The organism is Phenylobacterium sp. (assembly GCF_016793225.1).
GTDB lineage: Bacteria > Pseudomonadota > Alphaproteobacteria > Caulobacterales > Caulobacteraceae > Phenylobacterium.
The window spans coordinates 26,271-51,853 of sequence record NZ_JAEUMN010000051.1; the positions used below are offsets into that span (position 1 = coordinate 26,271).

Sequence of the window (25,583 nt, forward strand, 5' to 3'; positions counted from 1 at the left end):
ATGGCGCGCGCCAAGCTGAAAGTCGGGCTGCTCTGGCACTCGGCGAGTTCCGGCAACCTCGGGGTGGCTGCGCTCACGGTCGCGAACATGGCGATCGCGAAGCAGGCCGCCAAGGACGTCGGCGTAGAATGCGAGTTCGTGATCCTGGGCATGCGCGACGGGATCTGCAGCTATGTGCGGCCCGAAGAGGCCGAGGTCTTCATCCTGAACACGCGGTCCCTCCTGGGGCCCGGCGGGTTCCTGCGTGAGGTCGGACGGCTCGACTGTGTGCTGGATATCGGCGGCGGCGACAGCTTCACCGACATCTACTCCGACCTTCGGTATGCCTATATCTCGCTGACGAAGGGCATGACCCACCTGCGTGGCGTCCCGCTGCTGCTGAGCCCGCAGACCATCGGGCCGTTCACGAAGCCCCTGCATACGGCCTTCGCGCGCTGGTCGCTGAAGCGGTCCCACCCCGTCGTGGCTCGCGACATCCCTTCGTATGAACTCGCGCGCAAGCTGGCGCCCCGGGCCAAGGTCGTGCAGTCCACCGACGTGGCCTTCGCCCTTCCGTTCGACGACCGGGGGCGCGAGCGAAATGGCGCCAAGCTCCGCGTGGGCGTCAATGTGTCGGGTCTGCTCTCATCCTGGGATGAGCAGGGGCAGAACCACTTCGGACTTTCGTTCCACTACGGCGACCTGACGCGCCGCTTCCTGGCCGAGCTCTCCCGACGCCCGGATGTCGAGATCCACCTCATCACCCACGCGACCGCCGACTACCACAAGGATGACGACGGGTGGGCCGTGGACCAGATGGCCCAGGAATTCCCGGACGCCATCCGCGTGCCGGACTTCGCCGGCCCGTCCGAGGCCAAGAGCTACATCTCGAGCCTGGACTTCCTGACCGCCGCGCGCATGCACGCCTGCATCGGGGCCTTCTCCGCGCTGACGCCGGTCGTTCCGGTGGCGTACAGCCGGAAGTTCCGGGGCGTCTTCGGACAGCTCAACTACCCCTGGTACGTCGACACACAGGGCCGGGACACGGATCAGGCGCTGGCCTTCCTGCTGGACTGCCTCGACCGGCGGCACGAACTTGGGGCCGCGGCCGCCAAGGGCATGCAGCAGGTCGAACCGCTCCTCAGCGCCTATTCAGCCGAACTGCGGGCGCTGTTCTCGGACGTCGCCGCGAAGGCGGCTTGACCTCGCGGTCGCCGGACTCGGCCAGCGCTTCCTTTTCCGCGGCCCGCACGCGAGCGGTGAGCGCCAGCGTGGCGGCGAGCATCATGAAGACCAGCGGGTGATTGGACTCCGACGCCATCACCGACTTGATGATGATGAAGTTCATCAGCGCGATGGAGATCGGAATCAGGAGCAGCAGCTCGTCGGTGGCCTTCGACGAGATGCCGGCCCGGCCGGAGACCCAGACGCCTCGGGCGAACAGGCACGCGTACACCGCGAAGCCGAGCACGCCGTACTCGAGGAGCAGGTTTAGGTAGTAGGTGTCGATGGTCAGGGTGCCGGCGCCGTTCACAAAGCCCAGCACGTCGCCGCCTCGGCCAATGCCGTGGCCCCAGGGCGCGGCGAAGACCTTCGGGAGCCCGCTGTTCCACTGATCGATGCGCGCCTGCGTGCTGGGCTGCGCCGCGCCGCCTCCCCAGACCTCGGCGCGGAGGCGTCCGATGGCGAAGGTCGCGACGATGAACAGTGAGAAGATCACCGGGTACGCCAGCACCAGGGCCGGCGCGAAGATGCTGGAGCGGGTCCTGGCCCACCGCAGCGCGCCCCACATGAACAGGTAGATCACGATCGACAGCAGCTCCGCGCCGACGCCCAGGCGGGAGTCGGTGAGCATGATGGCGTAGGCGATCAGGGGCAGGGACAGCGCCGCGGCCACGCGCAGCCACAGGGCGTAGTTCTGCATCACGTAGTGCACGGCGAACGGCACGATGAGCCCCAGGAACTCCGCGAAGATCAGCGGGTGCGCCGTCGTCGCGGCGACTCTTCGGGCGGTCAGGCCGCCGCGCGCGGAGCCGGCGAGGGTTCGCTGGACGGCGGGATCGTCGACCCTGAGGAAGGACGGGATGTAGCCCGCCCACGGCGGACGCCCCAGGCGCGCTTCCCAGATGGCGATGAAGCACAGGATGACGGCGCACACCCAGAGCAGGAACACCCATCGCGCCGCTGCTCCAGGCCGGCTGAACACGTAGCAGCCGACGAAGAACGCCGCGTACCAGTTGGTGAGCGTGATGGTGAAACGGGCGAAGGAGCCGCCGAGCTCCGGAGAGAAGGCGATCGTCAGGAACTGAATGGCGAGGAACCCGACCAGCAGCCGCCAGATCAGCGCGTCGGTGGACAGGACCCCGCCGAGCTGCTTGCGGAAGTCGGTCGAGGTCGAGACGCAGATCAGCAGCAGAAGCGCCATGGGGACGCCGAGGATGCGCAGGAGCGTCAGCCAGGGCAGACCGGGCAGCGCGATCGCCAGGTAGTTCGGCCACAGGTACATCGCCGCGGTGAAGGCGAAGAGGAGTGGCGAGAGGCCGCCGACGGGCGGGTTGCTGCTCTCTGGGAGGGCCCATATGACCATGGCCGCCACGGCGACAGCGGGCACCGCCAGCGGAACCAGGAGATAGGGGAACGTGAGGGCGTAGGTCATGCCCCAGGCGATCATCGCCGTGAGCAACAGCCCGGCGCAAAGGATGCGCAGCGGCCAGCGGGGGCTGAAGCGCCGGTAGGGCGCCAGGACGCCGGATGCGGGCTGTCCGCGGGCGGGAAGGCCGGGAAGACGAAACCGGAATCTCATCGTCTGCGTCCCAATCTCCGCCTTGCCATTTCGAACGCCTCAAGGAGGACCGGCCGCTCGCGCGTCGCCATCTCGGCGGCCGTCGCGACGGTCATGAAGGCTAGCACGGGGAAGGTCCACACGACGCCGGCCTGAATGGCCAGTCCCCAACCGCAGATGGTGACCAGGAAGACACAGAACATGGCCGTTCGCTTCAGCTCGCGGCGAACGTTGATCGCCCGGCGCCGCGCCAGCTGCGCAAGCGCAGCCAGCAGGGCGATCACCTCGCCCGCGATATAGGCCGCGACGATCCCTTCGAGCCCCCACCCCGCCATGGCGGCCAGAAGAGCGGCCGGCAGGGCCACAAGGCGCGCCAGGTTATTGACGGTGACCACCGAGCTCCTGCCGACCGCCACCGCGATGGTGTTGGGCCACACCCTCACGAACCGCAGCGCCTGAAGTGCGGCCAGGAGAGCGAAGACGAGCACCGGCTGAAGATAGTCCTTGCCGTAGAAGAGCCAGGTCATGCCTGGGCCGACCAGCGTGAACCCGGCGGCGGCAACGGCCGCCAGCACAATGGCGCGGCCGCCGAGCCGGTTGCTCGCCTGATCGAAGGCGGGCTGCTCGTCTCGCCTGGCCGAGAGCGTCGGCAGGTGCAGCGTCATCATGAACCGCGACATGGCCGCCATCGGGCTCAGGATCAGGAGCAGGATGGCGGAATAGTATCCGAGCGCCGTCGGGCCCACGGTGCTCCCGATCAGCAGACGGTCGCCCTGCGAGCCGACGAAGAGCAGGAAGCCGTTCAGGAAGAGCGGCGCCGCGAAGGCGCCGAAACGCACCGCCTCGTCCTTCGCATAGCCCCAGCGGTAGGCGCGCCGCGCTGTCACGTGCGATGCGACCACCATGGCGATCGCCCGCATGGCCAGGCCGTAGATGACCGCGGTGTGGTCGCGGACGATGTAGGCGGCTGCGGCGGTGCCCAAGAGGGCCGCCGACTCACCTGCGATGATGGTCGCGCTTTCGGGCCGGAAGTCGCGGGCGCGCTGCGCCTGCCTGATTCCATAGTGGACGAACCCGGCGATGAAGGGGGTGATGGCCAGCCACATGATCGACGTGCCGATCTGAGGCGTGCCGTAGAGCTTGGCGACGGGACCTGCGAACAGAACCAAGGCCCCCGCGATCAGCACGCCGCGCAGCGTCATCGCCGAATGCACGACGCTGAGCAGCCGGGCCGAGTCCCCCTCGCGGTCCTGCACGATGAAGCGGTCGCTTCCTGTGTCGCTGACATTCTCGAGGAACTGCGCGGTCAGCATCAGGAACGCGGCCAGCCCGAGCTGCTCGGGGCCGATGATGCGGGCCAGGACGACGTAGCGCAGCAGGGCGCACAGTTGCCCGAACATGGAGGCGAAGAGGTAAGCCCGAGCGCCTTTGCGGCCCGGTCCCGCATCCTGCCGAGGTTCGTCCGTCACGCTCACTGCCGCCTGCGACCCTGCTCTGAGTTCAACCGCCCCTCCGCGCAGCACCGGCTCAGCGCGGCGCGGCTCGTGGAAGGCTGACACTCCGTGGGCGGTCTACTCCAGCAATCGGCAAAGAACAATTAACCGTCCCGCTTAGCCAATTCCAAATTACCCCTCAGTACAAGTGCATCCAGTAACAACTTTAGTAGTACTGGAGTCGGGGCAGTGGCTGATATTCTCGTGAAGAACCCTGCGGGTTTGAACGCTGCGCTGCAGTCGGCCAAGGCGGGGGATACAATTCGCCTCGCTCCCGGCAACTACGGCGACGTCTCAATTCAGTCGAAGACCTACGCCACCGACCTCACCATCACGTCGGCCGACCCTTCGAACCCGGCCGTGATGCGCTCGCTGCTGGTCTACAAGAGCTCCGGCGTGAACGTCGACAACGTGGATGTCAGCTTCGTCCCCAACGAGACGACCTTCGCTCACCACTCGGCGGTGCGCATCAGCGGCTCCACCGACATCCAGTTCACGAACGGGAAGATCACAGGCGGGCCGGCGGTCACCGGCGTCGCGCAGAGCGCCACGGACCTCGATTCCACGGGCAACGTGATCGGGCTGCCCACGGGGCGCGGCGTGACCGTGGAGTGGTCGAAGGACGTCACCATCCAGGCCAACGATGTCAGCAAGTTCCACAAGGGCATCGTGCTGCACAGCTCGTCGGAGGTCACGATCCAGGGCAACACCGTCGGCGACGTCCGCACGGGCACGATCTCCGGCGCCAATGTCAGCAACATCAAGGTCGACGGCAACACCCTGACGAACTCGCGTCCCTGGCAGTGGGGCAACAACGGCGATCATGCCGACTTCATCCACTTCTGGACCGACGCCAAGCAGACCGGCCCGAGCACCGGGATCTCCATCACGAACAATAAGATCCTGCAGGGCGATGGCACGGCCATCCTGGGCATCTACCTGGACGACAACGGCAACAATCTCGGGTTCTCGAAGGCGACCATCTCGAACAACGTCGTCGTCAACGGCAACGCCATCGGCGTGCGGCTGGAGAACACGTTCGACTCGAGCCTCCAGAACAACGTGTTCCTGCAAAGCAGCGGGACCAGCAAGAACGCGCCCGGCATCTACCTGACGGACAAGACGCACAGCGTCAGCATCACCGGCAATCTGACCGGCTACATCGACGATGTGCAGGGCACGAACACCAAGTTCATCCAGGACAACACCCAGGTCCAGCGCTTCGACCCCACCAGCGGCGGCTACTACACGTCGTCCCTGGTCGACAGCGTCCTGTCCACGACGACCGCGTCGCTGACGAAGAGCTCGCTGATGAGCGGCATTTCGGCGCCGACGTCCGAGGTCTCGAGCAAGGCCGTGAGCGCGATCACCCAGACCGCCTCCAGCGATCTCGGCGTGAAGCTCACCGCGAAGTCCGCCGACACCAATATCCTCGTCGGTGGAAAAGGCGGGGACACGCTGACCGGCCTCGCCGGGAACGACTCGCTGTCGGGCGGCGACGGCAACGACCTTCTGAACGGGGGCGTGGGCGCCGACTCGTTACGGGGCGGAGCGGGCGCCGACACCTTCAACTTCGACGCCAAGGCGCTCGGGTCGGCGGTCGACACCATCTTCGACTTCCGCGCGGCGGAGGGCGACAAGATCAAGGTCCACTCCATCGACGCGAACGCGACGACGGCCGGAGACGACGCGTTCCGCTTCATCGGAACCACCGCCTTCAGCCGGTCGGCGGGCGAGCTGCGCTATGAGGTGAAGGCGGGCGACGCCTACCTGATGGGCGACGTCAATGGCGACGGCGCGGCCGACTTCTCCATCAAGCTCATCGGCGTTGGAACCCTGACGCGCGCAGACATCATCGGCTGAGGCCTAGCTTCGGCGACCCGGGCGAACGTCGGAGCCGCGAGGTCTTGGCGTTTGCCCCGGACCGCCGGGCATAGGTACATGCGGGCTTGCCGCCTTCCGCGGAGGTCCGATGAACGTCAAACCGATACTCCTGGCCGCGCTCGCGCTTGGGCTGGGAGGCACGCTCCCGTTCTGCGCGCCGGCTCAGTCGCAGGGCGGACAGCTCACTCACTACGTCGACTTCGAGAAGGGTGACGACAGCCGGGATGGCCTGACGCCGGCGACAGCCTGGCGGCGCGCCCCCGGCGATCCCGCCGCCCAGGGCGGCCCGGCCAGGCTGAAGCTGTCTGCCGGCCACCGCATCGTGTTCGCGGCCGGGGTGCGCTATCGCGGGTCGATCGTCGTGAACGGCAGCGGTGCGCCCGGAGCGCCCATCATCTTCGAGAGCGCGCCAGGCAAGGTCCCCGCCATCATCGACGGGAGCGACGCCGCGACGGCGTTGCGGGCCTGCCGCAGCGCCGAGGATTGCGGCGGGGCGTCGAACTGGGCGCAGCTCACGCGCGCCGAGTTCGCGGCCGCCGTCCCGGCCGAGGCGGCGCTCTTCACGACGACCCAGCTCCTGACCGCCGCGCAGCACCCGAACATGCCGGACCCGTTCTACAGCGACGAGGTCGAGCACTTCCTCAAGGCGCCGGGCGAGGACCTGGCGCTGGGACGGGCCCCCTTGCCCGACGAGCTCATCCGTCGCGTTTCGTCGCCCGGGGAACGCCGCATCGCCGTATGGACGCGCGGCAATCAGGTTCGACTTCGCGACATCACGGGCTTCGCGGAGGGGGCGGCCCTGTTCAATCCGGAGGGCCTCAAGTTCTACACGGATCGTCCGGATCGCGTCGCGGTCGTGGGCCACCCCGCCTTGGTCGACCGGCCCGGCGAGTACGCCTTCATCGACGATCGGCGGGCCGCGGTGATCTGGCTGCCTGAAGGGGCAGGGGCGGTCTCGGTCGCCTCCGGACGCGGCGGCTTCGACCTCCGGGGGGCGTCCCACGTGACGATCCGGGGCCTGGGCTTCGAGAACATGATGGGCGTGGTCGGCAATGTCCGCACCGGCGTGCCCGTCCAGAACTTCCTCAACAAGGGCGAGGGCGTTGCGGTCGAGAACAACCGCTTCTCGCGGCTGTGGATGGGCAACGGGCAGGGGGCGATCACCCTGCGCGGCATCCGGGGCCTGACGATCACGGGCAACGCGATCGATACCGTGGGCGTCGGCTCGGGCGTCCGGCTGTCCAACGTCTCGGACGTGAAGATGAGCGGGAACAGCGTCCGCCGGGTGGGCAGGACGGGCATGATGCTCATGAACGTGGTGGGCGCCGAGGTGGCGCAGAACACGATCACCGACGTCCAGGGCGTCCACGGCAACGGGCTCTCCGTCTACCTCGACAACCAGAATGTTCGGGTCGTCGGCAACACCATCGCGGGGGCGACGCGGCCTCTGACGTTCCACGGCGGCAAGGGCGTGGAGAACAGCCTTGTCTTCGCCTGCAACCTGCTGGTGGGGACAAAGGGCTCGGCGGCCGCCCTCACGAGCTGGAGCAGCGACAAGCCCGTACGCGGGGTGTCGATCGAACGGAACGTCCTCGTGGGCGGCAAGATGGGCGCGCAGCTCTCGGGCAAGGATCTCGCCGTCACGGTGCGCGGCAATGTGAGCAACGGCATCACCACGAGGGGGGCCGCGGGGTCCGACTGGACCATGGCCGACAACCGCAGCATCGGCGGACAGGCCCAGGCGCCGCCGGAGCGGCTGGAGGCGCTTCGCCGCGAGACCTGCGGCGATGCGGCCGGCGCCGCGCTCAGCCGATGAAGATGCTGCTGCTGAGAAGGCTCGACATCGACACGCCCACCAGCACCACCTGTCCGCCGGTGAGCTGAACGACCGTGTCGTCGCCGACCTGACTCACGGTGAAGGTCGTGCCGGCGTCCAGGATCACGCGGTCGCCCTGCGCGACGCTGAAGTCGAGGACGCGGTCGATGCCGGCGTCGGGCGAGGAGTGGAACAGGTCCGCGCCGGTTCCTCCGGTCATGGTGTCGTCGCCGCGGTCGCCTGACACGAAGTCGTTTCCCGCGCCCCCCGACAGGCTGTCGTTCGACTGCCCGCCCCGCAGCGTGTCCGCGCCGGCGCCGCCGTCGCAGGTGTCGTCGCCGAGATTGCCGTAGACGAGATCGGATCCGTCGTCGCCCACGACCAGGTCGTTGTCCTTGCCGCCGACCACCCAGTCGTCGCCGAACCCGCCCTGGACGGTGTCGTTGCCCATGTTGCCGTTGATGTCGTCGAAGCCGGCTCCGCCGATGACGAGGTCGTCGCCCTCGTCGCCGCGCAGGTAGTTTCCCCCGCCGGGATCGACGATCGTGTCCGAACCGACGCCGCCGAAGACGTCGTCATCGCCCTCGCCGCCGTCCAGGAAGTCCGCACCGCCGCCTCCCGTCATCGTGTCCGCGCCTGCGAACGCGCGCAGCCGGTCGTCGAACCCTGATCCGATGAAGGTGTCGTCGGCTGCGAAGAGGCCGGCCTTGGCCGACGCGTTGTCGCCCGCGAGCACCCAGTTCCGAAACATCGCGGCCGACTGCTGCAGCCCGGTGATGTCGTAGAACGTGCCCGCGTCGGCGCTGACGATGATCCGGTTGATGGTTCCCGTCGCGGGCGGGCCGCTGGATGCGAAGGTGAAGCCGGAGCCGAAGATCTGGGTCGTGATCCCGCCGATGCTGAGACCCAGCGAGGTCGGAGTCGCGCCCGCGCCCGGGGCCAGTGCAAGTGGACCCAGGTCCAGAATGTCGACGTCGATGCCGACCACGCCGGCCGTGAAGGTCGCCATGTGTTCCCCCAAGACGCTCCTGCGCTCGCCTTTAACGGGCGGGAGCGGATTTTCCGTCCGACGGATCGGATATTTCGTCGCGTTTAAACCGTGCGAATGGTCAAGCCGTAGTATTCTTATTGCAGACTTTGAGTCCCGGACAGCGGGGCTCGGGCATGGACGTGAGATCGGGGGTTGGGATGCGGCGCGGAGGCGTACGCTGGTTGGCGATCATCGCCGCCCTGCTGGTCGCGGCCTGCAGCGGCGCCCGGAGCACGGGCGGCAACGATGCGCCCCCGACTGCGGCCGAAGCTTCGCGCTTCCTGACCCAGGCGACGTATGGCCCGACCGAGGCGACCATCAGCCAGGTCCGGGCCAGCGGCTACGCCCAGTGGATCGATCAGCAGATCGTCATGCCGGCGCCGCGCGGCCATCTCGCCGAGGTCAGCGACATCAGCACCGACGTCGGCGGCCTCGCGCCGCCGGACTTCTACGCGAGCTACTGGCGGCAGGCCATCTCCTCGCCGGATCAGCTGCGCCAGCGGATGAAGCTCGCGCTTTCCGAGATCTTCGTCATCTCGCTGGCCGACAGCAACATCGACGTGCGGGGCGCGGCCTCGTACTACGACATGCTGGGCCAGAACGCCTTCGGCAACTTCCGCACCTTGCTCGAGCAGGTGAGCCTCCATCCGATGATGGGGATCTACCTGACCTGGCTCGGCAATCAGAAGGAGGACCCTGCCACCGGGCGGAACCCTGACGAGAATTTCGCCCGCGAAGTCATGCAGCTGATGACCATCGGTCTCTATCAGCTGAACCAGGACGGCACGGTCCAGGTGGACATCTCCGGGCGCCCCCTGCCCACCTACACGGCGAACGACATCAGCGGCCTTGCGAAGGTGTTCACGGGCTACAGTTACTTTGCGCCGGCGCCGAGCACCGCCACCTTCCGCGGCGCCAGCCGCTTCACGAACGACGCCACGATCCGCTCGATGATCCCGTATGCGGCCTTCCACTCCACCAGTGCGAAGAGCTTCCTGGGCGTCACCATCCCGGCGAGCAACACGGCGGATCCGCAGGGCGACCTGAAGATCGCGCTCGACACGCTGTTCAATCACCCGAACGTGGGGCCGTTCATCGGCAAGCAGTTGATCCAGCGCCTGGTGACCAGCAATCCGAGCCCGGAGTACGTCGCCCGCGTCGCTGCGGTGTTCAACAACAACGGCAAGGGCGTGCGGGGCGACATGGCGGCGGTCGTGCGCGCGATCCTGCTGGATCCGGAGGCGCGGAACGCGACGACGGCGGCCAGCCCCAACTACGGCAAGGTGCGCGAGCCCATGATCCGCCTGGCGAACTGGGCGCGGGCGTTCAACGCGACGTCCGCGAGCGGAGGCTGGCTGATCCCGTCGACCAGCGCGAACACCTCCCTGGGCCAGAGCCCGCTGACCTCGCCGTCCGTCTTCAACTTCTATCGGCCCGGCTACTCGCCGCCGAACACGCGGATCGGGAACGCGGGCCTGGTGGCCCCGGAATTCCAGATCGTCGATGAAGTCACGGTCGCCGGCTACCTGAACACCATGCAGTCAACCATCGACGCGGGCATCGGAAGTTCTCGGGACGTGCGATCCAGCTACACGGCGGAGGTGGCCCTCGCGAACGACGTCAACGCCCTGGTCGATCGGGTGGACCTGCTGCTGACGTACGGCCGCATGTCGAGCGCGACGCGCAGCCGGATCGTCGCGGCCGTGGGCGCGATCACCGTGCCGACTGCGGCCGGCACGGCGCAGAACACGGCGCTGCTCAATCGCGTGAAGCTGGCGATCTTCATGACCATGGCCTCGTCCGACTATCTGGTGCAGCGATGAGCCGGGCCATGGACAGGCGCCGGTTCCTGCGGCTTTCCGGCGCCCTGGGCAGCCTGGGCGTGGGCGCGCCGTTCGCCCTGCAGCTGGCCGCGGCCGGTTCGGCGGCGGGGCAGTCGGCGCCCGACTACAAGGCGCTGGTCTGCATCTTCCTCTTCGGCGGCAACGACGCCCACAACACGGTGCTGGCGACCGACCAGGACTCGTGGGGCCGCTACTTCGACACCCGCAACACCGGGACGGACCCCATCGCGCTCATGCCCGTGGGCGCCGCCCCGACGCCCGTCGGCCAGACGAGCTCGGTCACGGGGCGGGTCTCGGACCTCGGCTCGCCCGAGGCCTGGGGCGGCGTCCTGCCGATCACGCCGCGGACGGCGCAGCGCGTTCCCGAAGGCACGAACGCCGCGTCGCGCACCTTTGCGCTGCACCCGTTCCTGGCCCCCCTGCAGACGCTGTTCAACCAGGGCCGGCTGGCGGTGCTGGCCAACGTGGGCACGCTGATCCAGCCCACCACCAAGGCGCAGTACCAGGCCCGCTCGGTGGCCATTCCCACCAGCCTCTTCTCGCACAACGACCAGCAGTCCACCTGGCAGGCGCTATCGCAGGAGGGCGCGCGCACCGGCTGGGGCGGCCGCATGGCCGACGTCGTCGCCGGCATGAACGGCCAGAACACGCTGTTCACCGCGATCTCCACGGCGGGCAATGCGGTGTTCCTGTCGGGACAGTCGGTGGTCCAGTACCAGCTCTCCACCGGCGCGCAGCCCGCGGTCGTCATCTCGGGCCAGCAGGGCTCGACCCTGTTCGGCTCGTCGCTGGGTCCGTCGAACCTGCGCAGCCTGATCACCGACACGAACGTCGCCAGCAACTTCGCGGCGGACTACGCCACGACCGTCAGCCGCTCGATCTCGGCGGCGTCGACGGTCAACAGCGCCTTCAGCCAGAGTCCCGTGACGGGCGTCGCGACGGCCCCGGCCTACACCAATCCGCTGACCCAGAGGGTCGAGGCCAACACGCTCGCCCTGCAACTGCAGACGGTGGCCCGGATGATCGCGGCCAGTTCGGTGCTGGGCGTGCGGCGGCAGGTGTTCTTCGTCAGCCTGGGCGGCTGGGACACCCACGATTTCCAGAACGCCACCCAGCCCAACCTGCTGGCCAAGGTGGCCCACGCCATGAGCTACTTCGACACGGCGCTCTCCAACATCGGCGGCGTGGACCGGCGCGGGCAGGTGACCACCTTCACGGCTTCGGACTTCGGCCGCAGCTTCACCACCAACGGGGACGGCACCGACCACGCCTGGGGCGCGCACCACTTCATCATGGGCGGCGCGGTGAACGGCGGCGACATGTACGGCCAGTATCCGACCCTGGGCGCGGACGTGAACGGCTTCAACAACCCGGACAACGTGGGCGGCGCGCTGATCCCCACCACGTCGGTCGATCAGTACGGGGCCACGCTCGGGCGGTGGTTCGGCGTGTCGGACAGCGACGTCGACCTGATCTTCCCGCGCGTGCGGAACTTCAGCACGCGCTACCTGGGCTTCGTCTGAAGCGCGCTCGAGATCTCGATCCGCCTTGCTCTTCCGGCCGGATGGCTCGGGGGGGAGCGGACTGGCTCTAGCGCAGGCCCAGGGCCGGCTTCAGGGCGATGTACTGGTCCTGCGCCGCCTTCATGTGCGCCGGGACCTCGCCCTTGAGGTCATGACGGCCCTCGAAAGCTGCGCCCGCCAGGTCGGCGCGGCGCCACTTCAGGACCACCTCGAACGCGACGCCGTCCTCGAAATGGAGCAGCACGAAGCGGGGCGGAAGCTTGTGGAAGTGGGACAGTTCGATCTTGGCGCCCGACGCGCTCAGGTCCCGGATCACGCAGTCGGCCCACATGGCGAGCCCCTGGCCGTGCAGCACGCGCGCGCGCAGGCTGACCGGCTCGCGAGGCTCGGCGCGGCGCTCGATCCACTGTCTGGCGGCACGATCCATGGCCGCCACCATGACCGACTATGCTTAAGAGAACGTCCCCATCGGGTCGAAATTCTGCGGCGTTTTCGCGCGCCTAGGGGGCCGTGGGCTGGAATCGCACTTCGGTGACCCGCCGCGCACCGTCGACGCGGTCCACCTGCACGACGATATCGATCACCCGGCTGACGTAGGTCTGGACCTTCTCCCAGCCCAGGTCGACCCCCGACGTCAGGGCCAGGAGGGCGATCTGGTCGAGGGCCCCGGCGGGACTGTCGGCGTGGACCGTGGTCAGCGAGCCCGGATGGCCGCTGTTGACCGCGCGAAGGAAGGCGAACGCCTCGCGCCCGCGCAGCTCGCCCAGCAGGATGCGATCTGGCCGCAGTCGCAGCGAGGCGGCCAGCAGCTGGTCGGCGTCCACCTTGGCTTCGCCGAGATCGCCCCGCACGGCGACGAGGCCCACGCTGTTGGGATGGTCGAGCCGGACCTCCGGGGCGTCCTCGATGACCACCAGCCGCTCGTCCCGGTCGATCTCCTTGACGAGCGCGTTGAGGAGGGTGGTCTTGCCGCTGCCGGTCCCGCCCGAGATCACGATGGTCTTGCGCCGCCGGACGGCCAGCTTGAGGAAGCCGGCATGGTCGCCGGCCGCGAGCAGGGCCTCGAGCTCGGCGTCGTCGCGCGCGTCGCGAGCGGGGTCCGAGCGCGTCGTGGCGTCGAAGAGACCGTCGCGCGCGAGGTCGGCGACCGTCAGGTCCGAGATCAGGTGCTTGCGCACCGCCAGCACCAGCCCCCCGCGGGTCGCAGGCGGCGCCACCACCTGCACGCGGGCGCCGTCCGGCAGGGTGGCCGACAGGAGGGGTTGCTCGCGGTTGACGCCCTGGTGGCTGGCGGCGGCGATCTGCCGGGCCAGGCGCTGCAGCGCCCTCTCGTCCAGCTGGTCGGCCGGCTCGCGCGTCATCCCGCCGCCCGTCGTCTCGACCCAGACTTCGCCTGCGCGGTTCACCAGGACGTCGGTCACGTCGGGTCGCGACAGCCAGGGCGACAGGGGCGCGAGATAGGCCGAGAGATAGACGTTGGCGGTCATGGCTCGGCCTCCCTCAGCGCGCGACGGCCGAGAAGTCCAGGTCGCGCGCGACGAACACCTGCACGGGCGCGCCCTGAGCCACCTTGATGGTGTCGGGGATGTCGATCTGCTTCTGCAGGGCGATGGAGGCGACCTGGTTGGCCTGGGCGGGCGAGCCGATCACGAACGTCGTGTTGTTGTTGTCGGCGACGCTGTTGGCCAGGGCCTGCGAGCCCGCGGACACCACCGACAGCAGGATCGAGGCGCCGAAGCGGCGGAAGAAGTGCGTGTCCACCTCGCCGTCCAGGCCCCCACGGCCGAGGCGGTCGGTCGCGGGCGAGCCGACGTCGATGGTGACGCCGGTGGGACTGATGATGCGGGTCCAGACCACGAAGGCGCGGGTCTGGCCGACGGCGGCGGCCGACTTGTACTGCCCCACAAGGCGCGAGCCGCGCGGGATGAGCACGCGGCTTCCGTCGAAGCTGCGCACGTCGCGGCTGACGACGCCGCGCACGGAGCCGGGCAGGTCGGAATTGATGGCGGTCTCCAGCACCGCGGCGATCACCGTGCCCTGCGGCACGGTGCGGCCAAGGTCGCGCATCTGGCTGGCGCGCGCGGAATCCGCGGTGTTGCCGATGACCCGGGCGGCGAAGCGCTCGTCCGAGCTCTCGCGGACGTCGTTCGCCGGGGGTGCGACCACCGCGACCGCGCCCGGGGTCGCCTGGGCGAGCTGGGCCGGCGCGGCGTCGCCCGCCGAGAAGTCCACGACCATCGCGGGCGCACGCCAGTGGGCCTGATTGGGATCGACGCCGGGGACCAGAGCCGGGGGCGGCAGCGCGGCCTGGGCGGGGGGCGGCGTCGGGGCCGGCTGGGGCGCGGGCACGGGAGCTGCGGGGGCCGGCGTCGCGGCCGGGCGCTCGGTCTGGGTCGGCGCCGCCTGGGCGTGCGCCTGCCGGCCGCTGCTCAGGCCGTTGAACACGATGAGACCCAGCACGGCTGCGCCGCCCAGGCCCGCCCACAGCGTCACGGGCGAATTCGGGGCGCGCACGCGCGGGGCTCGCGCCTCGCCGCGGGCGAACACCGGGCTCACGTCACGTGGGCTCTTGCCGCTCATCTGCGCCACCAGGGGTCCTTCTTGCGCTGCCGCAGCATGCTGGCCTCCTCCACGCGGAAGCCGTCGTTGTAGATGCGGGTGACCTCGGAGCCGCGGCGAAGCACGAAGCCACGCGCGATCCGGTCGACCACGACGTAGCCGTCCCGCAAGCGCGTGTTCACCACCGCCTCGCCGCCGTCGGCGTCCACCGCGAAGATGGCGGGCAGGTCCTCCTCGCCCCGGAACGTGAAGTAGGTGTCGCGGCCGTCGTCGAAGACCTTGATCGGCAGGGTCCGGGTCGAGCCGTCGTAGCTGTAGGCCGCATTCGCCTCGACGGGCGGTGGCGGAGGCGGCGGCGGCGCGATCACGGCCACTACCGGCGCGGCGTAGAGGAACCGGACCGAGAAGGGCAGGGCGGCCGACCGCTTCTGGACGCTGAGCTGGAAGTTGTAGCGCCGCAGGTTGGTGATGACCGTCATGTTGGTCGGCGGCCGCGTCGCCATGGGCTTCAGGAAGAGCAGATTGGCGCGGCGGTTCGGCGTCACCTGCCAGCCCAGCGAGTCCCCGATGGCCACGTTCTCGATCTTCTCGGCCGGGTCGAACTCGACGGAAAGCTGGTAGCCGAGGGCGGTACGGAGCTCGACCACCTCGGCGGGATCGTAGTCCACCACATGGATGCGGGGGTCGCCGGGGCCCGGCTGGGGCGTGACGGCGAACGCCGGCGCGGCGCACGCCAACAGGGCGGCCGCAAGGGCCAGGGAGGTCGCGGTTCGGGTCATCGGGGCGCTCCCGCGGGTCGGGAGGTGACGGTGGGACGGCGGTAGGTCTCGCCCAGGCGGGCCGGCCTGTCGCCCAGCTGCACCGAGACGCCGCGCGGCGCGGCCGATGCGGCGGCGGCCGTCGAGGCCGCGCGCGACCGCTGCGCGGCGGCCTGGGCGCGGTCGCGCTGGAGGTCGAGGGCCAGGCGCTCGGCGCGCGAGGGCAGGATGTCGGCGGCCGCGATGGGCGCGCCGGAGCCGGAGGCGCGGGCGGGTTCGCCGAGGCCCGCCTCGCTGCGGGCCCGCGGCATCCGGAAGCCCAGCGCCATCACGCAGGCGCCCAGCACCAGCGCAGCCTGGCCGGCGGCGAACACGAAGATCAGCGCGGCGGTCGAGATCGCGGTCTGCGGCTGGAGCTGCAGGGCGACGCGCTGCTGCGCCAGCGCGCCCAGCCAGGGTTCGATGACGGCCAGCATGAGGACCAGCAGCAGCCAGCCCACCATCGGGGTGAGCGCCGCTGCCAGCAGCGCCCGCAGCCAGCCCACGAAGATCCCGCGCGTCGCAGGCAACAGCGCCAGGGCGATGAAGACGGGCCCGACCGCCGTCAGGATGCCGATCGCCAGCGTGGCCGCCGAGATCACCCCCACGCTGGAGAAGAAGAGCGCGCCGCTGGCCAGCGACACCGCCTCGGCAGCGGCCGCCTGCGGGCTGGCGTAGGGCTTGGCGTCGACGCCGGCCACCTTGCCGAAGGCCGCCGCGGTCTGGGTCAGCTCGTCATAGGCGGCCTCCAGCCCGGCGATCGGGTCCGCGGCCAGCGAGGAGCGGCTCGCCTCGGTCCACGGCGAGGAGGCGATGGCGGCGATCTGCAGGGGCGCTCGGCCGGCCATGTCGAACACCAGCGTCTGGAAGGTCGACCAGCTGGTCACGAGCGCGAGGATCACCCCGACCATGACGGCGATGCCGGTGGCGTCGGTGAGGCGGATGCCGCCCTGTGCGAAGAGCAGCCTCCAGCCGATCCACGCCACATAGATGGTGAGGAGCGCCGTCAGCGCGGCCTGGAACACCGGCGAGCCCTGGGTCAGCGCGAGGTATCCGCCCTGGGCGTACGCCTGGGTCTGGCAGTCGATCGTGGCGAGGACGCCCCGGATCACGCCGTCGTCGACGACACTGGCGCAGGCTCCGCTCATGCCGCGTTCCGGCCTTCCATGAACGACGGCAGCCAGTCGGCCGGCGCATCGCCCACCTGCGCACGCAGCGCGTCCAGCCGGCGCACCGCCCGTTCGGTGCCCGCCAGCACCGCCAGCTCGCCCGACAGGCCCGAGAGGTCCAGGCGCGCGACCACCGAGTGATCGCCGCGCTTGATGAGGAAGCAGCGGGACGTATCGGGCAGGTTCTTCACCAGGCCGAACTCGTGCTCGGAAAGGCCGAAGCCGTCGATGTAGTCGGCCGCCTTGGCGCGCGCGTTGGGGAAGAAGATCTGGGTCGCGGCCTGCTCGATGATCGCCGAGGCGATCCGGCTGTCGAGCGCGTCCGAGGCCGACTGGGTGCAGAAGCCCACGAGCCCGTTGCGCTTGCGGATGGTCTTTTCCCAGTCCTTGATCCGGCGGACGAACACCGGGTCGTCCAGGACCTTCCAGCCCTCGTCGACGATGAACATGGCCGGCTCGCCGTCCAGCCGCTGCTCGAGGCGGTGGAACAGGTACATCATCGCCGGGATGCGCACCGTGGGCGCGTCCAGAAGGCGGGTCATGTCGAACCCGAGGATGCGGGTCTCGAGGTCGAGCAGGTCGTCGGCGTTGTCGAACAGCCAGGCGTGGTCGCCGCCGTCGCACCACGCCGACAGGCGCGCCGCCAGGTCGCCGGCCTGTGGCCGCCGCGCGCCGCGGAACAGCTCGCGCAGATAGCGCAGCCGCCGGTGGCTGGGCGGCTGGGCGAAGTTGGCGTCGATCGCGTCGGCGATCATCGCGCGGTCCTCGCTGTCGAGCGTGTCGCCTTCCGAGGTCAGGAGCTGGGCCACCCACTCGGACAGGAAGGCCCGGTTGGCGGGCGTGTCGGGCAGGGCCAGCGGGTTGAAGCCCGTGGGCTCGCCGGGCGACAGCACGTCGTAGCGGCCGCCGACGGCGCGGATGAACGGCTCTGCGCCGCGGTCCTTGTCGAAGTAGGCGATGCGCGGCTTCAGCCGCTCGGCCTGGGCGAGCAGGAAGGTCAGCAGGACCGTCTTCCCCGAGCCGGAAGGCCCGATCACCGTGAAGTTGCCGAGGTCGCCCTGGTGGAAGTTGAAATGGTAGGGCCCGAAGGCGGTGGTCTCGAGCACGGCGATGGCCGGTCCCCAGTGGTTGCCTTCCGCCGTGCCGCTCGGGTGGTTGTGGAAGCTCGCCAGCCCCGCGAAATTGCCGGCCGAGATCAGGCCCTTGCGGGCGATGTATTTGAAGTTGCCGGGGAACTGCGCCCAGAACGCGGGTTCGAGATTGACGTCCTCGCGCACGGCGACCGCGCCCGCCTCGGCCAGCGCCGACTGCACGTCGGCGACCGCGAAGTCGAGGTCTTCGAGCGTATCGGCCTTGGCCAGGATGGTCAGGTGGTGCTCGCCATAGGCGGCCCGCCCGGCGCCCACGTCGTCGCGGGCCTGGGCCAGTTCGGCGCGCAGGCTGTAGGCGTCGTCCTCGGCCGCCTTGAGCCGGCGCAGGGCCAGGCCCATCCGGTCGAGCGCCGCCTGGCGGTCGACGAAGGCGAAACTCTCGGTGAGCACCAACTCCATCGGCAGGCGCAGCACGCCATCGAGCAGGCCCGGGGCCGTCCGCGCCGGGTAGTCCTTCATCGAGATCATCGCGCCGAACGCGGGCTCGCCCGAGCCCCCGCCGAACTCCATGGCCTCGAGCCCGAAGCTGAGGCGGCGGGCCGCGATGGCGTGGGACAGGTCGCCCGAGGGCGCCAGCACCGGTCGCACGTCGCCGTTCAGCAGCAGGCTCAGGAACTCCGCCGGCTCCGAGCGCCGCGCGCCGCCGGGGGCGTCGTACAGGCCGAGGGTCCGCGCGCCGTAGGGCGCCAGGGCGGCGGCGAAGGCCTCGCGGGTGGCGTGCAGCTCGCGCAGGTCGCGCGTGATGTCGGCGTCGCGGGCCCGGGGCCCCTTCAGGAGCCGCTCGATGAACCCGGCGCTGCCCTGCGTCGGCCGCAGGACCAGGGTCAGGAAGATCTCGTTCACGTACAGGCGGCGGCTGGCCAGCTGCTCGCGCCAGCGTCCGTCCAGCGCATTGCAGAACGGCTCCTCGGGCGGAGCCGGGAACTTCGGCGTCACGCGCCGGCGCACCACGTGGTGCCAGACCCCCAGGCGCGAACTGGCCGCGCCGCGCAGCACGGTCTCGCGGATCGCCTTGCGGTAGTTCAGCTCCTCGTCCGCCGCGGTCTCGAAGGGGAAGCCCGCCAGATGCAGCACCTGGACCAGCAGCCCGTCACGGGTGCGCAGCGTCACGTCGTCGACGTGGCCTTCGTAGGGCAGCCGGTCTCCCACCGCCGCCTCGCGCGGCGCCAGCACCTTGGCGGCGGCGGTGGTGATGAAGTGGTCGCTCATGGCCGGTACGAGTTCCCGCCCCAGAAGCTGAAGTTCCGCACGCGCGGGCAGGTCTGCAGACGGGTCATCCAGAGGTCGAAGAAGCGCGGCTCGCGCAGGGAGCCCACGTAGCCGATGGCGTGCACCACCACCGCGATGCCCAGCGACCACCACGACCGGGTGATCAGGAACACCTCCAGCGTCACGATCAGGTTCAGGACCATGTACGGGTAGGTGACGCCGCCGATCATCTGCGGCCGCGTCAGGGCGGCGAAGACGGGATCGGACGCGAGGCGGCTCACGGGATCAGCCTCCCGCCAGCGACCGGATGCCGGCCACGATCGAGACGGCCCCGAAGATGATGAAGGCGCCGACGATCACCGTCAGGCCCCGCTTCCATTCGATCCGGCCGGTCAGCATCAGGAAGCCGACGGCGGCCACGGCGATGACGGCCGCCGTGGTGGCGACATTGCCCAGCAGGGTGTTCTGGACCCAGTTGAGCGCGGCCAGGATCGGCGCCGATCCGGCGGGATCCTGGGCCTGGGCCTGCGCGGGCGCCGCGATCAGGGCCGCCAGGCCAGCCAGGGCGTAGGTCGTTCTCATCAGGTCACTCGGGTCGGGCGGCGGCGAGCCGCGCCAGGATCGCGCGGACATAGGCCTGGGTTTCGGCATAGGGCGGGATCCCGCCGTAGCGGCGCACGGCCTCCGGCCCGGCGTTGTAGGCCGCGAGCGCCAGCCGCACGTCGCCGAAACGGCGCAGCTGCTGGGCCAGATAGGCCGCGCCGCCTTCGATGTTGCCGCGGAGGTCGGAAGGATCCACGCCGAGGTCGCTAGCCGTCTTGGGTAACAGTTGCATGACACCCAGCGCGCCCTTCGGTGACACCGCCCTGTTGTTGAACCGGGATTCCTGCCAGGCGACCGCCTCGACCAGATGCGCCGGCACCGCGTGCCGCGCGGAGGACTCGTGGATCAGCCGGACGACCTCCTGCGGCGGGGCGGTCTCGGGCGTCGCCGCCGGCGAGGGCCGCACGATCAGGGTCGCGCCGCTGTCGCTGTACACCATCGGGCCCGCGTAGGTGGTCACGGCGCCGTCGTCGCCGATGGAGAGCACCTGGGCCGAGGCCGCGCCGGCCGTCATGGCGGACAGGCAGAGCGCTGCCGCCAAGACCGTGCGATGTGCGTCGCCCCGCTTCATGTACGCCCCACCCATGAGGCCTTCACACTAGCCCAAGGGGGCGGCGCGCGGCCAGATCACTTTGTCGCGGCGGTTAGGGCCTCGATGCGACAGCATTGCGACGGTCTCAGAGCCCGGCCCCGGTCGCCGTGTCGCGCAGATGCAGCCCGGGCGCCGCGCCCAGCCCAGCGAATCCGAACCGTCACAAGAGCGCAGCCGAGCCGTCACGAAGGGCCCGTAAGTGTCCGGACTGGGCAGTGGGCTCGGGCGGGGACTCTCCGATGCGGCCGCTTGCCCGCGCGTCGTCGAACGGTGGGAGATCCCGATGCCAGCCTTGAACTCGCTGAAGCCATTCGCCCTGAGCGCGCTGGCTGCGCTGCTGCTGACGTCCTGCGGCGGCGGTGGTTCGTCCGTGTCCTCGCCCGGGGAAGGGCAGTTCGCGACCGGCGGCACGGGCGGGACCGGCGGCGGAACCGTCGGCAACGGCCAGGCGTCGGCCGACTGCCCCACCGGGTTCATCAACCTGGGCACGGTGGCCAACGGGACGCTGCGGTCGTGCGGCATCCCGCGCACCGTCACCGGCAATCTCACGATCCCGTTCCGGCCGGGCACCGCCTACCGCATCGATGGCGTCGTGGCCGTCGGGCAGGACCAGGGGCCGGACGCCCAGGCGCCGCGCGCCGGGGCGGCGTCAGGCGTCCTCACCATCGAGCCCGGCGTGACGATCTTCGGCGGCATCGCCGAGTACCTGGTCGTCAATCGCGGCTCGCGCATCGTCGCCGACGGCACCGCCTCGCGGCCGATCATCTTCACCAGCCTGAACGACCTCAACGGCGGCCCTGACCTCTCGGGCCAGTGGGGGGGAATCGTCATTGCCGGCCGCGCGCCGATCAATCGCTGCCCGCCGACCGCCACCAGCTTCCCCGCCAATCCGTCGAACTGCGAGTTCCGGTTCGAGGCGATCCAGACCATCAACTGGGGCGGCAATGCGCCGACCGAGTCCAGCGGCGTCCTGCGCTACGTGCAGGTGAAGGAAGCGGGCTACGAGGTGGCGCCGAACGAGGAGCTGAACGGCATCACGTTCGGCGGCGTCGGCAGCGGCACCACGGTCGACTTCGTGCAGGTCCACAAGGGCGCCGACGACGGCATCGAGCTCTTCGGCGGCACGGTCAACATGCGTCACGTGGTGATCGACCAGTACGACGACGACGGGCTCGACACCGACGAGGGCTACAGCGGCTCCATCCAGTTCCTGATGGTGTTCTCCGACAGCCCGACCGAGGAAAGCCGCTGCTTCGAGGCGTCCAGCGCCGGCTCGACCGCCAACGGCGCGCCGCTGCTGCGCTCGCGTCCGAAGGTGTCCAACTTCGTCTGCCGCCAGGGCCTTCAGAACACCGTGTTCGACAGTCGTCAGCACCAGGGCATGGTCCTGAACAGCGGCACCGGCTTCGATCTGCTCAACGGGGTGATCTACTCGGCCAACCCCGCCATCCCGTGCCTGGACATCGACGACGCCGCGACACTCGCGGCGCCGGCCCCGAACTTCGCCTCCGTGGCCCTGTCCTGCGGCGCCGGTCCCTTCCGGACCACCGACAACAACCAGAACGACGGTCCTGCACAGCGCTTCACCGCCGGGACGAACAACATCTCGACCGGCTTCACGCCGACCTTCAGCCAGGTGTTCATCAACGGAAGCAACGAGAGCGGCCGCGTGGCGACCAACCCGACGCCGACCTCCGCCTTCTTCCTGGGCGTGAACTACATCGGCGCGGTCTCTGGCCCGAACGACAACTGGTACGTGGGCTGGACCTGCGGCCTCGCCGGCGCGGCCAGCTGCTGATCCCCGGAGCACGGGCGGCGGCCTGAGCCGCCGCCCGATCCCTTTCCTTCCGACGAAGGCCAGACATCGATGCAAGCCAACCTTCGCAGCCTCCGGGCGATGCTGTTCGCCAGCGCCGCGCTGACCGCGGCCGCTCCGGCCTGGGCCCAGGCCCCGGCCACGCCCGCGCCGGCCACCGACACCGAGGTCGAGGAGATCATCGTCCAGGGCAAGTTCATCCCGGACCAGATCCGCGACACGCCCGAGGTGGCGAACTTCCTGACCATCGAGGACGTCCAGCGCGCCGGCGACGACACCGCCGCCCAGGCCCTGACCCGGGTCACCGGTCTCTCGGTCGTCTCCGGCCGCTTCGTCTACGTCCGCGGGCTGGGCGAGCGCTATTCGCAGGCGCTGCTCAACGGCTCGCCGCTGCCCAGCCCCGAGCCGCTGCAGCGGGTCGTGCCGCTGGACCTGTTCCCGGCGTCGATCCTGGCCGGCACGGCCGTGCAGAAGACGTTCTCGGCCAACTACCCGGGCGAATTCGGCGGCGGGGTCATCGACCTGCAGACGATCGGCGTGCCGGACAAGGCCTATCTCAACGTCGGCGGCAGCGTCGGCTTCGACACCCAGATCAGCGACGAGAAGGGCCTGACGTACTACGGCTCGAAGATCGACGAGACGGGCTTCGACGACGGCGCCCGCAAGCTGCCGGTGGGCGTGCGCCAGTTCGCCGCCACCCGTCCGGTCGTGTTCACGGGCTCGCAGGGCGGGCTCACCCTCGACGAGTTCAAGGCGGTCGGCCGCAGCTTCAACAATGCGCCGCTCAACCTGATCCAGCGCGACCGCATCCCGCTGAACGGAAGCCTCGACCTCGCCGGCGGCGCCGGCCTGGACACCGACTACGGCCGCGTCGGCGTCGTGGGCGTGCTCAGCTACCGCAACAGCTGGCTGGAGCGCGTCGGCGTGCGCCAGACGACGCTGCCCGACGTCGGCGGCATCGCGCTCGCCAGCGACGCGCAGTTCGAGTCGAACCAGAACGACATCAACTGGAGCGGCCTGGGCGGCCTGGCCTGGGAGTTCGGCGACAACGAGATCCGCTACACGGGCCTGTGGATCCGCTCGACCTCGAAGCGCGCCCGCATCACCCAGAACTCCGCCGTCTCGTCGGGCAGCGCGAACGTCAATTCGTTCAACACCGAGTGGTTTCGGCGCGAGCTGCAGATGAGCCAGCTGTCCGGCAAGCACAAGCTGGGCGACTTCGACGTGGACTGGCGCGGCACCTACGGCCGCACGACCCGCGAAGCGCCGTACGAGCGGCTCTATCGCTATGGCCTCGGCGCCAACGGGACCCGCGTCGCGCTCCTGTCCGGCGCCAACCAGCTGGTCTCGTTCTCGGACCTGGACGAGAACATCGCCACCGCCAACCTCGACGTGCGCTACGACCTGCCCGTGGACTTCGTCCGGCAGGCCGAGCTGCGCATGGGCCTGGCCTGGCAGGAGAACGACCGGGTCTCCGTGCGTCGGGACTTCACCTACGACGCCGGCCGCAACTGGGACCCCGCGCGGTACGCGGGCGAGCGCATCGACTTCCTGGTCTCGGATCGCAACATCAACGACGACATCATCGTCCTGCGCGAACTCACGGGCTCGGCCCTGACCGGCGACACCGCGCTCTACAACGCAGGACTGAAGACCTACGCGGGCTACGTCCAGATCGACTCCGAGATCCGGCCCCTCCTGCGGGGCAGCATCGGCGTGCGCTACGAGGATGCGGAGGAGACGATCTCGACCTTCGACATCTTCAACCGCGCGGCGGGCGCGCAGTTCAGCCGCCGCATCTCGAACGACTACATCCTGCCCGCGGCGACGCTGACCTGGAACTTCGCCGAGGACCAGCAGCTGCGCCTGGGCCTCTCCAAGACGATCGGCCGGCCCCAGTTCCGCGAGCTTGCGCCGCAGCGCTATCGCGACAGCGAGACGGACAGGATCCTGACGGGCAACCCGTTCCTCGAGGACACGCGCTTCAAGAACGCCGACCTGCGCTACGAGTACTACTTCGCGCGCGGCCAGTACCTCACGCTCGGAGGCTTCTACAAGCGGCTCGACAAGCCGGTGGAGGTCCTGGCGGTCCTCGGTTCCGACGGCAACTTCCAGCAGACCTTCTTCAATGCGCCGTCGGCCGACCTCTACGGCCTCGAGGCCGAGGTGAAGAAGTACTTCGAGTTCGACACCGGCTATGGCTGGGTCGACGGCAAGCGCTGGCTGGTGGCGGTCAACTACACCTACACGAAGTCCGAGCTGAAGGCCGGTGCGGGCGACACGATCGTGCTGAACACGACCGGCGTGCGGACCACGCCCGCGGCCACGGACTACATCGTGAGCGGAGAGCCGCTGCAGGGCCAGTCGGACCACCTCGCGAACCTGCAGCTTGGCTTCGAGGACGACGAGGCGGGCTCGCAGGCGACGTTCCTGGTGACCTACGCCAGCAAGCGCGTCTCGGCGCGGGCCAGCAGCATCGACCTGCCCGACCTGGTCCAGAACCCGGGCCTGCGGATCGACTTCGTCTACCGCCAGACCTTCACGATCATGGACCGCGAACTGTCCGCATCTTTCGAGGCGCGGAACCTGACCGGCCGGGACTCCTTCGAGTACCAGGCGCTGAACGGCCGGCGGTTCGAAACCAATTCCTACAAGATCGGCCAGAGCTACAGCGTCGGCCTGACGGCCAAGTTCTAGGCAAGACGGCGCGGGGCCTGCTCCGCGCCGGATAGCCTCGCCGCGGGCCGCTACGGCGGTGTGGGCCCCGTCCGGGCGTCGGGCGGCTCGGGGAGGGCGCCGTCGTCCTCGCCCTCCTCCGCCGTCTCACGAAGCAGGGCGGCCATCTCGGTCGGCGATTGCTGGAAGATGAGGCCGATGGCGCGCATCGAGTGTCCGCGCCGATGCATCTGCCGTGCGAACTTGAGCTGGTGCTGGGTGAGGGGCGAGCCCGTCGCCCGCCCGCGGCGGCGCTCGCCGACCGCGCGCGGATGCCGCGCCTCGTAGTCCGCCAGCAGCGCAAGGGCCCGCGGCACGCCGCCTTCCGGCGTCAGTGTCTCGCCCTGGGATCCCCCGACGATCCGCAGAGTCACGCCGATCTCGAGGAGGCGGCGGAGCAGCCGGGCGAGTTCCCCCGTGGTCAGGCCGAACGCTTCCAGCGCGTACACCAGGATCTCGTCGCCCGGCGCCAGCAGGGGGCGTGCGGCCCAAAGCCTGTGTGCGCCGTCGGCCACGATGACGTCGCTCCCGGCCATCTCGATGCGGCGGCGCTGGACACTCGCCGGCGGAAGGTCCGGCGAAGGACGGACAACGCCATAGCGCACCGGCGAAGGCTCCCCT

Annotated in this window: 20 protein-coding genes; 7 read left to right on the forward strand and 13 right to left on the reverse strand. The window is 69.7% G+C overall.

Annotation, left to right across the window (positions count from 1 at the left end; genetic code table 11):
- The gene (locus JNK30_RS06320) at positions 1-1,182 is read left to right on the forward strand and encodes a polysaccharide pyruvyl transferase family protein (RefSeq protein WP_293481207.1); all 1,182 of its coding nucleotides are present in this window, start codon (positions 1-3) and stop codon (positions 1,180-1,182) included.
- Here the strand turns inward: JNK30_RS06320 and JNK30_RS06325 are convergent.
- Positions 1,121-2,782 carry an O-antigen ligase gene (locus JNK30_RS06325; RefSeq protein ID WP_293481209.1) on the reverse strand — a complete coding sequence of 554 codons (1,662 nt, stop codon included), beginning with the start codon at positions 2,780-2,782 and terminating at the stop codon, positions 1,121-1,123. The two genes, JNK30_RS06320 and JNK30_RS06325, sit on opposite strands and share 62 nt — an antisense overlap.
- Complete coding sequence (locus tag JNK30_RS06330; protein WP_293481211.1) at positions 2,779-4,320, reverse strand: oligosaccharide flippase family protein; 1,542 nt, start codon at positions 4,318-4,320, stop codon at positions 2,779-2,781. The genes JNK30_RS06325 and JNK30_RS06330 overlap by 4 nt, the downstream gene beginning before the upstream one ends.
- Before the next feature lie 123 nt (positions 4,321-4,443).
- On the opposite strand from JNK30_RS06330, the gene JNK30_RS06335 reads away from it, so the two are divergent.
- Together JNK30_RS06335 and JNK30_RS06340 are read left to right on the forward strand one after the other, a co-directional pair.
- Positions 4,444-6,117 (forward strand): right-handed parallel beta-helix repeat-containing protein, encoded by a 1,674-nt coding sequence (locus JNK30_RS06335; protein ID WP_293481213.1) that lies wholly within the window; start codon positions 4,444-4,446, stop codon positions 6,115-6,117.
- A gap of 109 nt (positions 6,118-6,226) precedes the next feature.
- On the forward strand, positions 6,227-7,954 hold the full coding sequence (locus JNK30_RS06340) for a right-handed parallel beta-helix repeat-containing protein (protein WP_293481214.1): 1,728 nt from the start codon (positions 6,227-6,229) through the stop codon (positions 7,952-7,954).
- Here the strand turns inward: JNK30_RS06340 and JNK30_RS06345 are convergent.
- Positions 7,944-8,963 (reverse strand): calcium-binding protein, encoded by a 1,020-nt coding sequence (locus tag JNK30_RS06345; protein ID WP_293481215.1) that lies wholly within the window; start codon positions 8,961-8,963, stop codon positions 7,944-7,946. The two genes, JNK30_RS06340 and JNK30_RS06345, sit on opposite strands and share 11 nt — an antisense overlap.
- A 203-nt stretch (positions 8,964-9,166) precedes the next feature.
- Between JNK30_RS06345 and JNK30_RS06350 the strand changes: the two genes are divergently transcribed.
- On the forward strand, positions 9,167-10,807 hold the full coding sequence (locus JNK30_RS06350; protein WP_293481216.1) for a DUF1800 domain-containing protein: 1,641 nt from the start codon (positions 9,167-9,169) through the stop codon (positions 10,805-10,807).
- Between the two features lie 8 nt (positions 10,808-10,815).
- Complete coding sequence (locus JNK30_RS06355; RefSeq protein WP_293481217.1) at positions 10,816-12,351, forward strand: DUF1501 domain-containing protein; 1,536 nt, start codon at positions 10,816-10,818, stop codon at positions 12,349-12,351.
- Between the two features lie 67 nt (positions 12,352-12,418).
- Here JNK30_RS06355 and JNK30_RS06360 read toward each other — a convergent pair whose 3' ends face one another.
- The 9 genes from JNK30_RS06360 to JNK30_RS06400 all read right to left on the reverse strand — a co-directional run bounded on the left by JNK30_RS06360 (position 12,419) and on the right by JNK30_RS06400 (position 20,380).
- A complete protein-coding gene (locus tag JNK30_RS06360) occupies positions 12,419-12,778 on the reverse strand; it encodes a PilZ domain-containing protein (protein WP_293481218.1) in 360 nt (119 codons plus the stop codon).
- Positions 12,779-12,851: 73 nt separating this feature from the next.
- Positions 12,852-13,838 (reverse strand): P-type DNA transfer ATPase VirB11, encoded by a 987-nt coding sequence (virB11, locus tag JNK30_RS06365; RefSeq protein ID WP_293481219.1) that lies wholly within the window; start codon positions 13,836-13,838, stop codon positions 12,852-12,854.
- A 13-nt stretch (positions 13,839-13,851) separates the two neighbouring features.
- Entirely contained in the window at positions 13,852-14,931 is a 1,080-nt protein-coding gene (gene virB10 / locus JNK30_RS06370) for a type IV secretion system protein VirB10 (RefSeq protein ID WP_293481229.1), read from the reverse strand.
- On the reverse strand, positions 14,928-15,689 hold the full coding sequence (locus tag JNK30_RS06375) for a TrbG/VirB9 family P-type conjugative transfer protein (protein WP_293481220.1): 762 nt from the start codon (positions 15,687-15,689) through the stop codon (positions 14,928-14,930). The genes virB10 and JNK30_RS06375 overlap by 4 nt, the downstream gene beginning before the upstream one ends.
- Positions 15,686-16,855, reverse strand: coding sequence for a type IV secretion system protein (locus tag JNK30_RS06380; protein WP_293481221.1), 1,170 nt, complete (start codon positions 16,853-16,855; stop codon positions 15,686-15,688). The genes JNK30_RS06375 and JNK30_RS06380 overlap by 4 nt, the downstream gene beginning before the upstream one ends.
- Complete coding sequence (locus JNK30_RS06385; RefSeq protein ID WP_293481222.1) at positions 16,852-19,236, reverse strand: VirB4 family type IV secretion/conjugal transfer ATPase; 2,385 nt, start codon at positions 19,234-19,236, stop codon at positions 16,852-16,854. The genes JNK30_RS06380 and JNK30_RS06385 overlap by 4 nt, the downstream gene beginning before the upstream one ends.
- Positions 19,233-19,517, reverse strand: a complete 285-nt coding sequence (locus JNK30_RS06390) for a type IV secretion system protein VirB3 (RefSeq protein WP_293481223.1) — start codon at positions 19,515-19,517, stop codon at positions 19,233-19,235. The genes JNK30_RS06385 and JNK30_RS06390 overlap by 4 nt, the downstream gene beginning before the upstream one ends.
- A 4-nt stretch (positions 19,518-19,521) precedes the next feature.
- On the reverse strand, positions 19,522-19,818 hold the full coding sequence (locus JNK30_RS06395; RefSeq protein WP_293481224.1) for a TrbC/VirB2 family protein: 297 nt from the start codon (positions 19,816-19,818) through the stop codon (positions 19,522-19,524).
- 4 nt (positions 19,819-19,822) lie between these two features.
- Positions 19,823-20,380 carry a lytic transglycosylase domain-containing protein gene (locus JNK30_RS06400; RefSeq protein ID WP_293481225.1) on the reverse strand — a complete coding sequence of 186 codons (558 nt, stop codon included), beginning with the start codon at positions 20,378-20,380 and terminating at the stop codon, positions 19,823-19,825.
- Positions 20,381-20,714: 334 nt separating this feature from the next.
- Between JNK30_RS06400 and JNK30_RS06405 the strand changes: the two genes are divergently transcribed.
- Together JNK30_RS06405 and JNK30_RS06410 are read left to right on the forward strand one after the other, a co-directional pair.
- Entirely contained in the window at positions 20,715-22,229 is a 1,515-nt protein-coding gene (locus JNK30_RS06405) for a hypothetical protein (protein ID WP_293481226.1), read from the forward strand.
- A gap of 69 nt (positions 22,230-22,298) precedes the next feature.
- Positions 22,299-24,944, forward strand: coding sequence for a TonB-dependent receptor (locus JNK30_RS06410; protein ID WP_293481227.1), 2,646 nt, complete (start codon positions 22,299-22,301; stop codon positions 24,942-24,944).
- A 50-nt stretch (positions 24,945-24,994) separates the two neighbouring features.
- Here the strand turns inward: JNK30_RS06410 and JNK30_RS06415 are convergent.
- Positions 24,995-25,583: hypothetical protein (locus JNK30_RS06415; protein WP_293481228.1), on the reverse strand; the 589-nt coding region annotated here is incomplete at its 5' end.

Bases quoted from the DNA above. Each gene is read 5' to 3' on its own strand.
- JNK30_RS06320 (WP_293481207.1), top strand. From the start codon at position 1: ATGGCGCGCGCCAAGCTGAAAGTCGGGCTGCTCTGGCACTCGGCGAGT.
- JNK30_RS06325 (WP_293481209.1), bottom strand. From the start codon at position 2,782: ATGAGATTCCGGTTTCGTCTTCCCGGCCTTCCCGCCCGCGGACAGCCC.
- JNK30_RS06340 (WP_293481214.1), top strand. From the start codon at position 6,227: ATGAACGTCAAACCGATACTCCTGGCCGCGCTCGCGCTTGGGCTGGGA.
- JNK30_RS06345 (WP_293481215.1), bottom strand. From the start codon at position 8,963: ATGGCGACCTTCACGGCCGGCGTGGTCGGCATCGACGTCGACATTCTG.
- JNK30_RS06355 (WP_293481217.1), top strand. From the start codon at position 10,816: ATGGACAGGCGCCGGTTCCTGCGGCTTTCCGGCGCCCTGGGCAGCCTG.
- JNK30_RS06360 (WP_293481218.1), bottom strand. From the start codon at position 12,778: ATGGATCGTGCCGCCAGACAGTGGATCGAGCGCCGCGCCGAGCCTCGC.
- virB11 (WP_293481219.1), bottom strand. From the start codon at position 13,838: ATGACCGCCAACGTCTATCTCTCGGCCTATCTCGCGCCCCTGTCGCCC.
- virB10 (WP_293481229.1), bottom strand. From the start codon at position 14,931: ATGAGCGGCAAGAGCCCACGTGACGTGAGCCCGGTGTTCGCCCGCGGC.
- JNK30_RS06375 (WP_293481220.1), bottom strand. From the start codon at position 15,689: ATGACCCGAACCGCGACCTCCCTGGCCCTTGCGGCCGCCCTGTTGGCG.
- JNK30_RS06380 (WP_293481221.1), bottom strand. From the start codon at position 16,855: ATGAGCGGAGCCTGCGCCAGTGTCGTCGACGACGGCGTGATCCGGGGC.
- JNK30_RS06385 (WP_293481222.1), bottom strand. From the start codon at position 19,236: ATGAGCGACCACTTCATCACCACCGCCGCCGCCAAGGTGCTGGCGCCG.
- JNK30_RS06395 (WP_293481224.1), bottom strand. From the start codon at position 19,818: ATGAGAACGACCTACGCCCTGGCTGGCCTGGCGGCCCTGATCGCGGCG.
- JNK30_RS06405 (WP_293481226.1), top strand. From the start codon at position 20,715: ATGCCAGCCTTGAACTCGCTGAAGCCATTCGCCCTGAGCGCGCTGGCT.
- JNK30_RS06410 (WP_293481227.1), top strand. From the start codon at position 22,299: ATGCAAGCCAACCTTCGCAGCCTCCGGGCGATGCTGTTCGCCAGCGCC.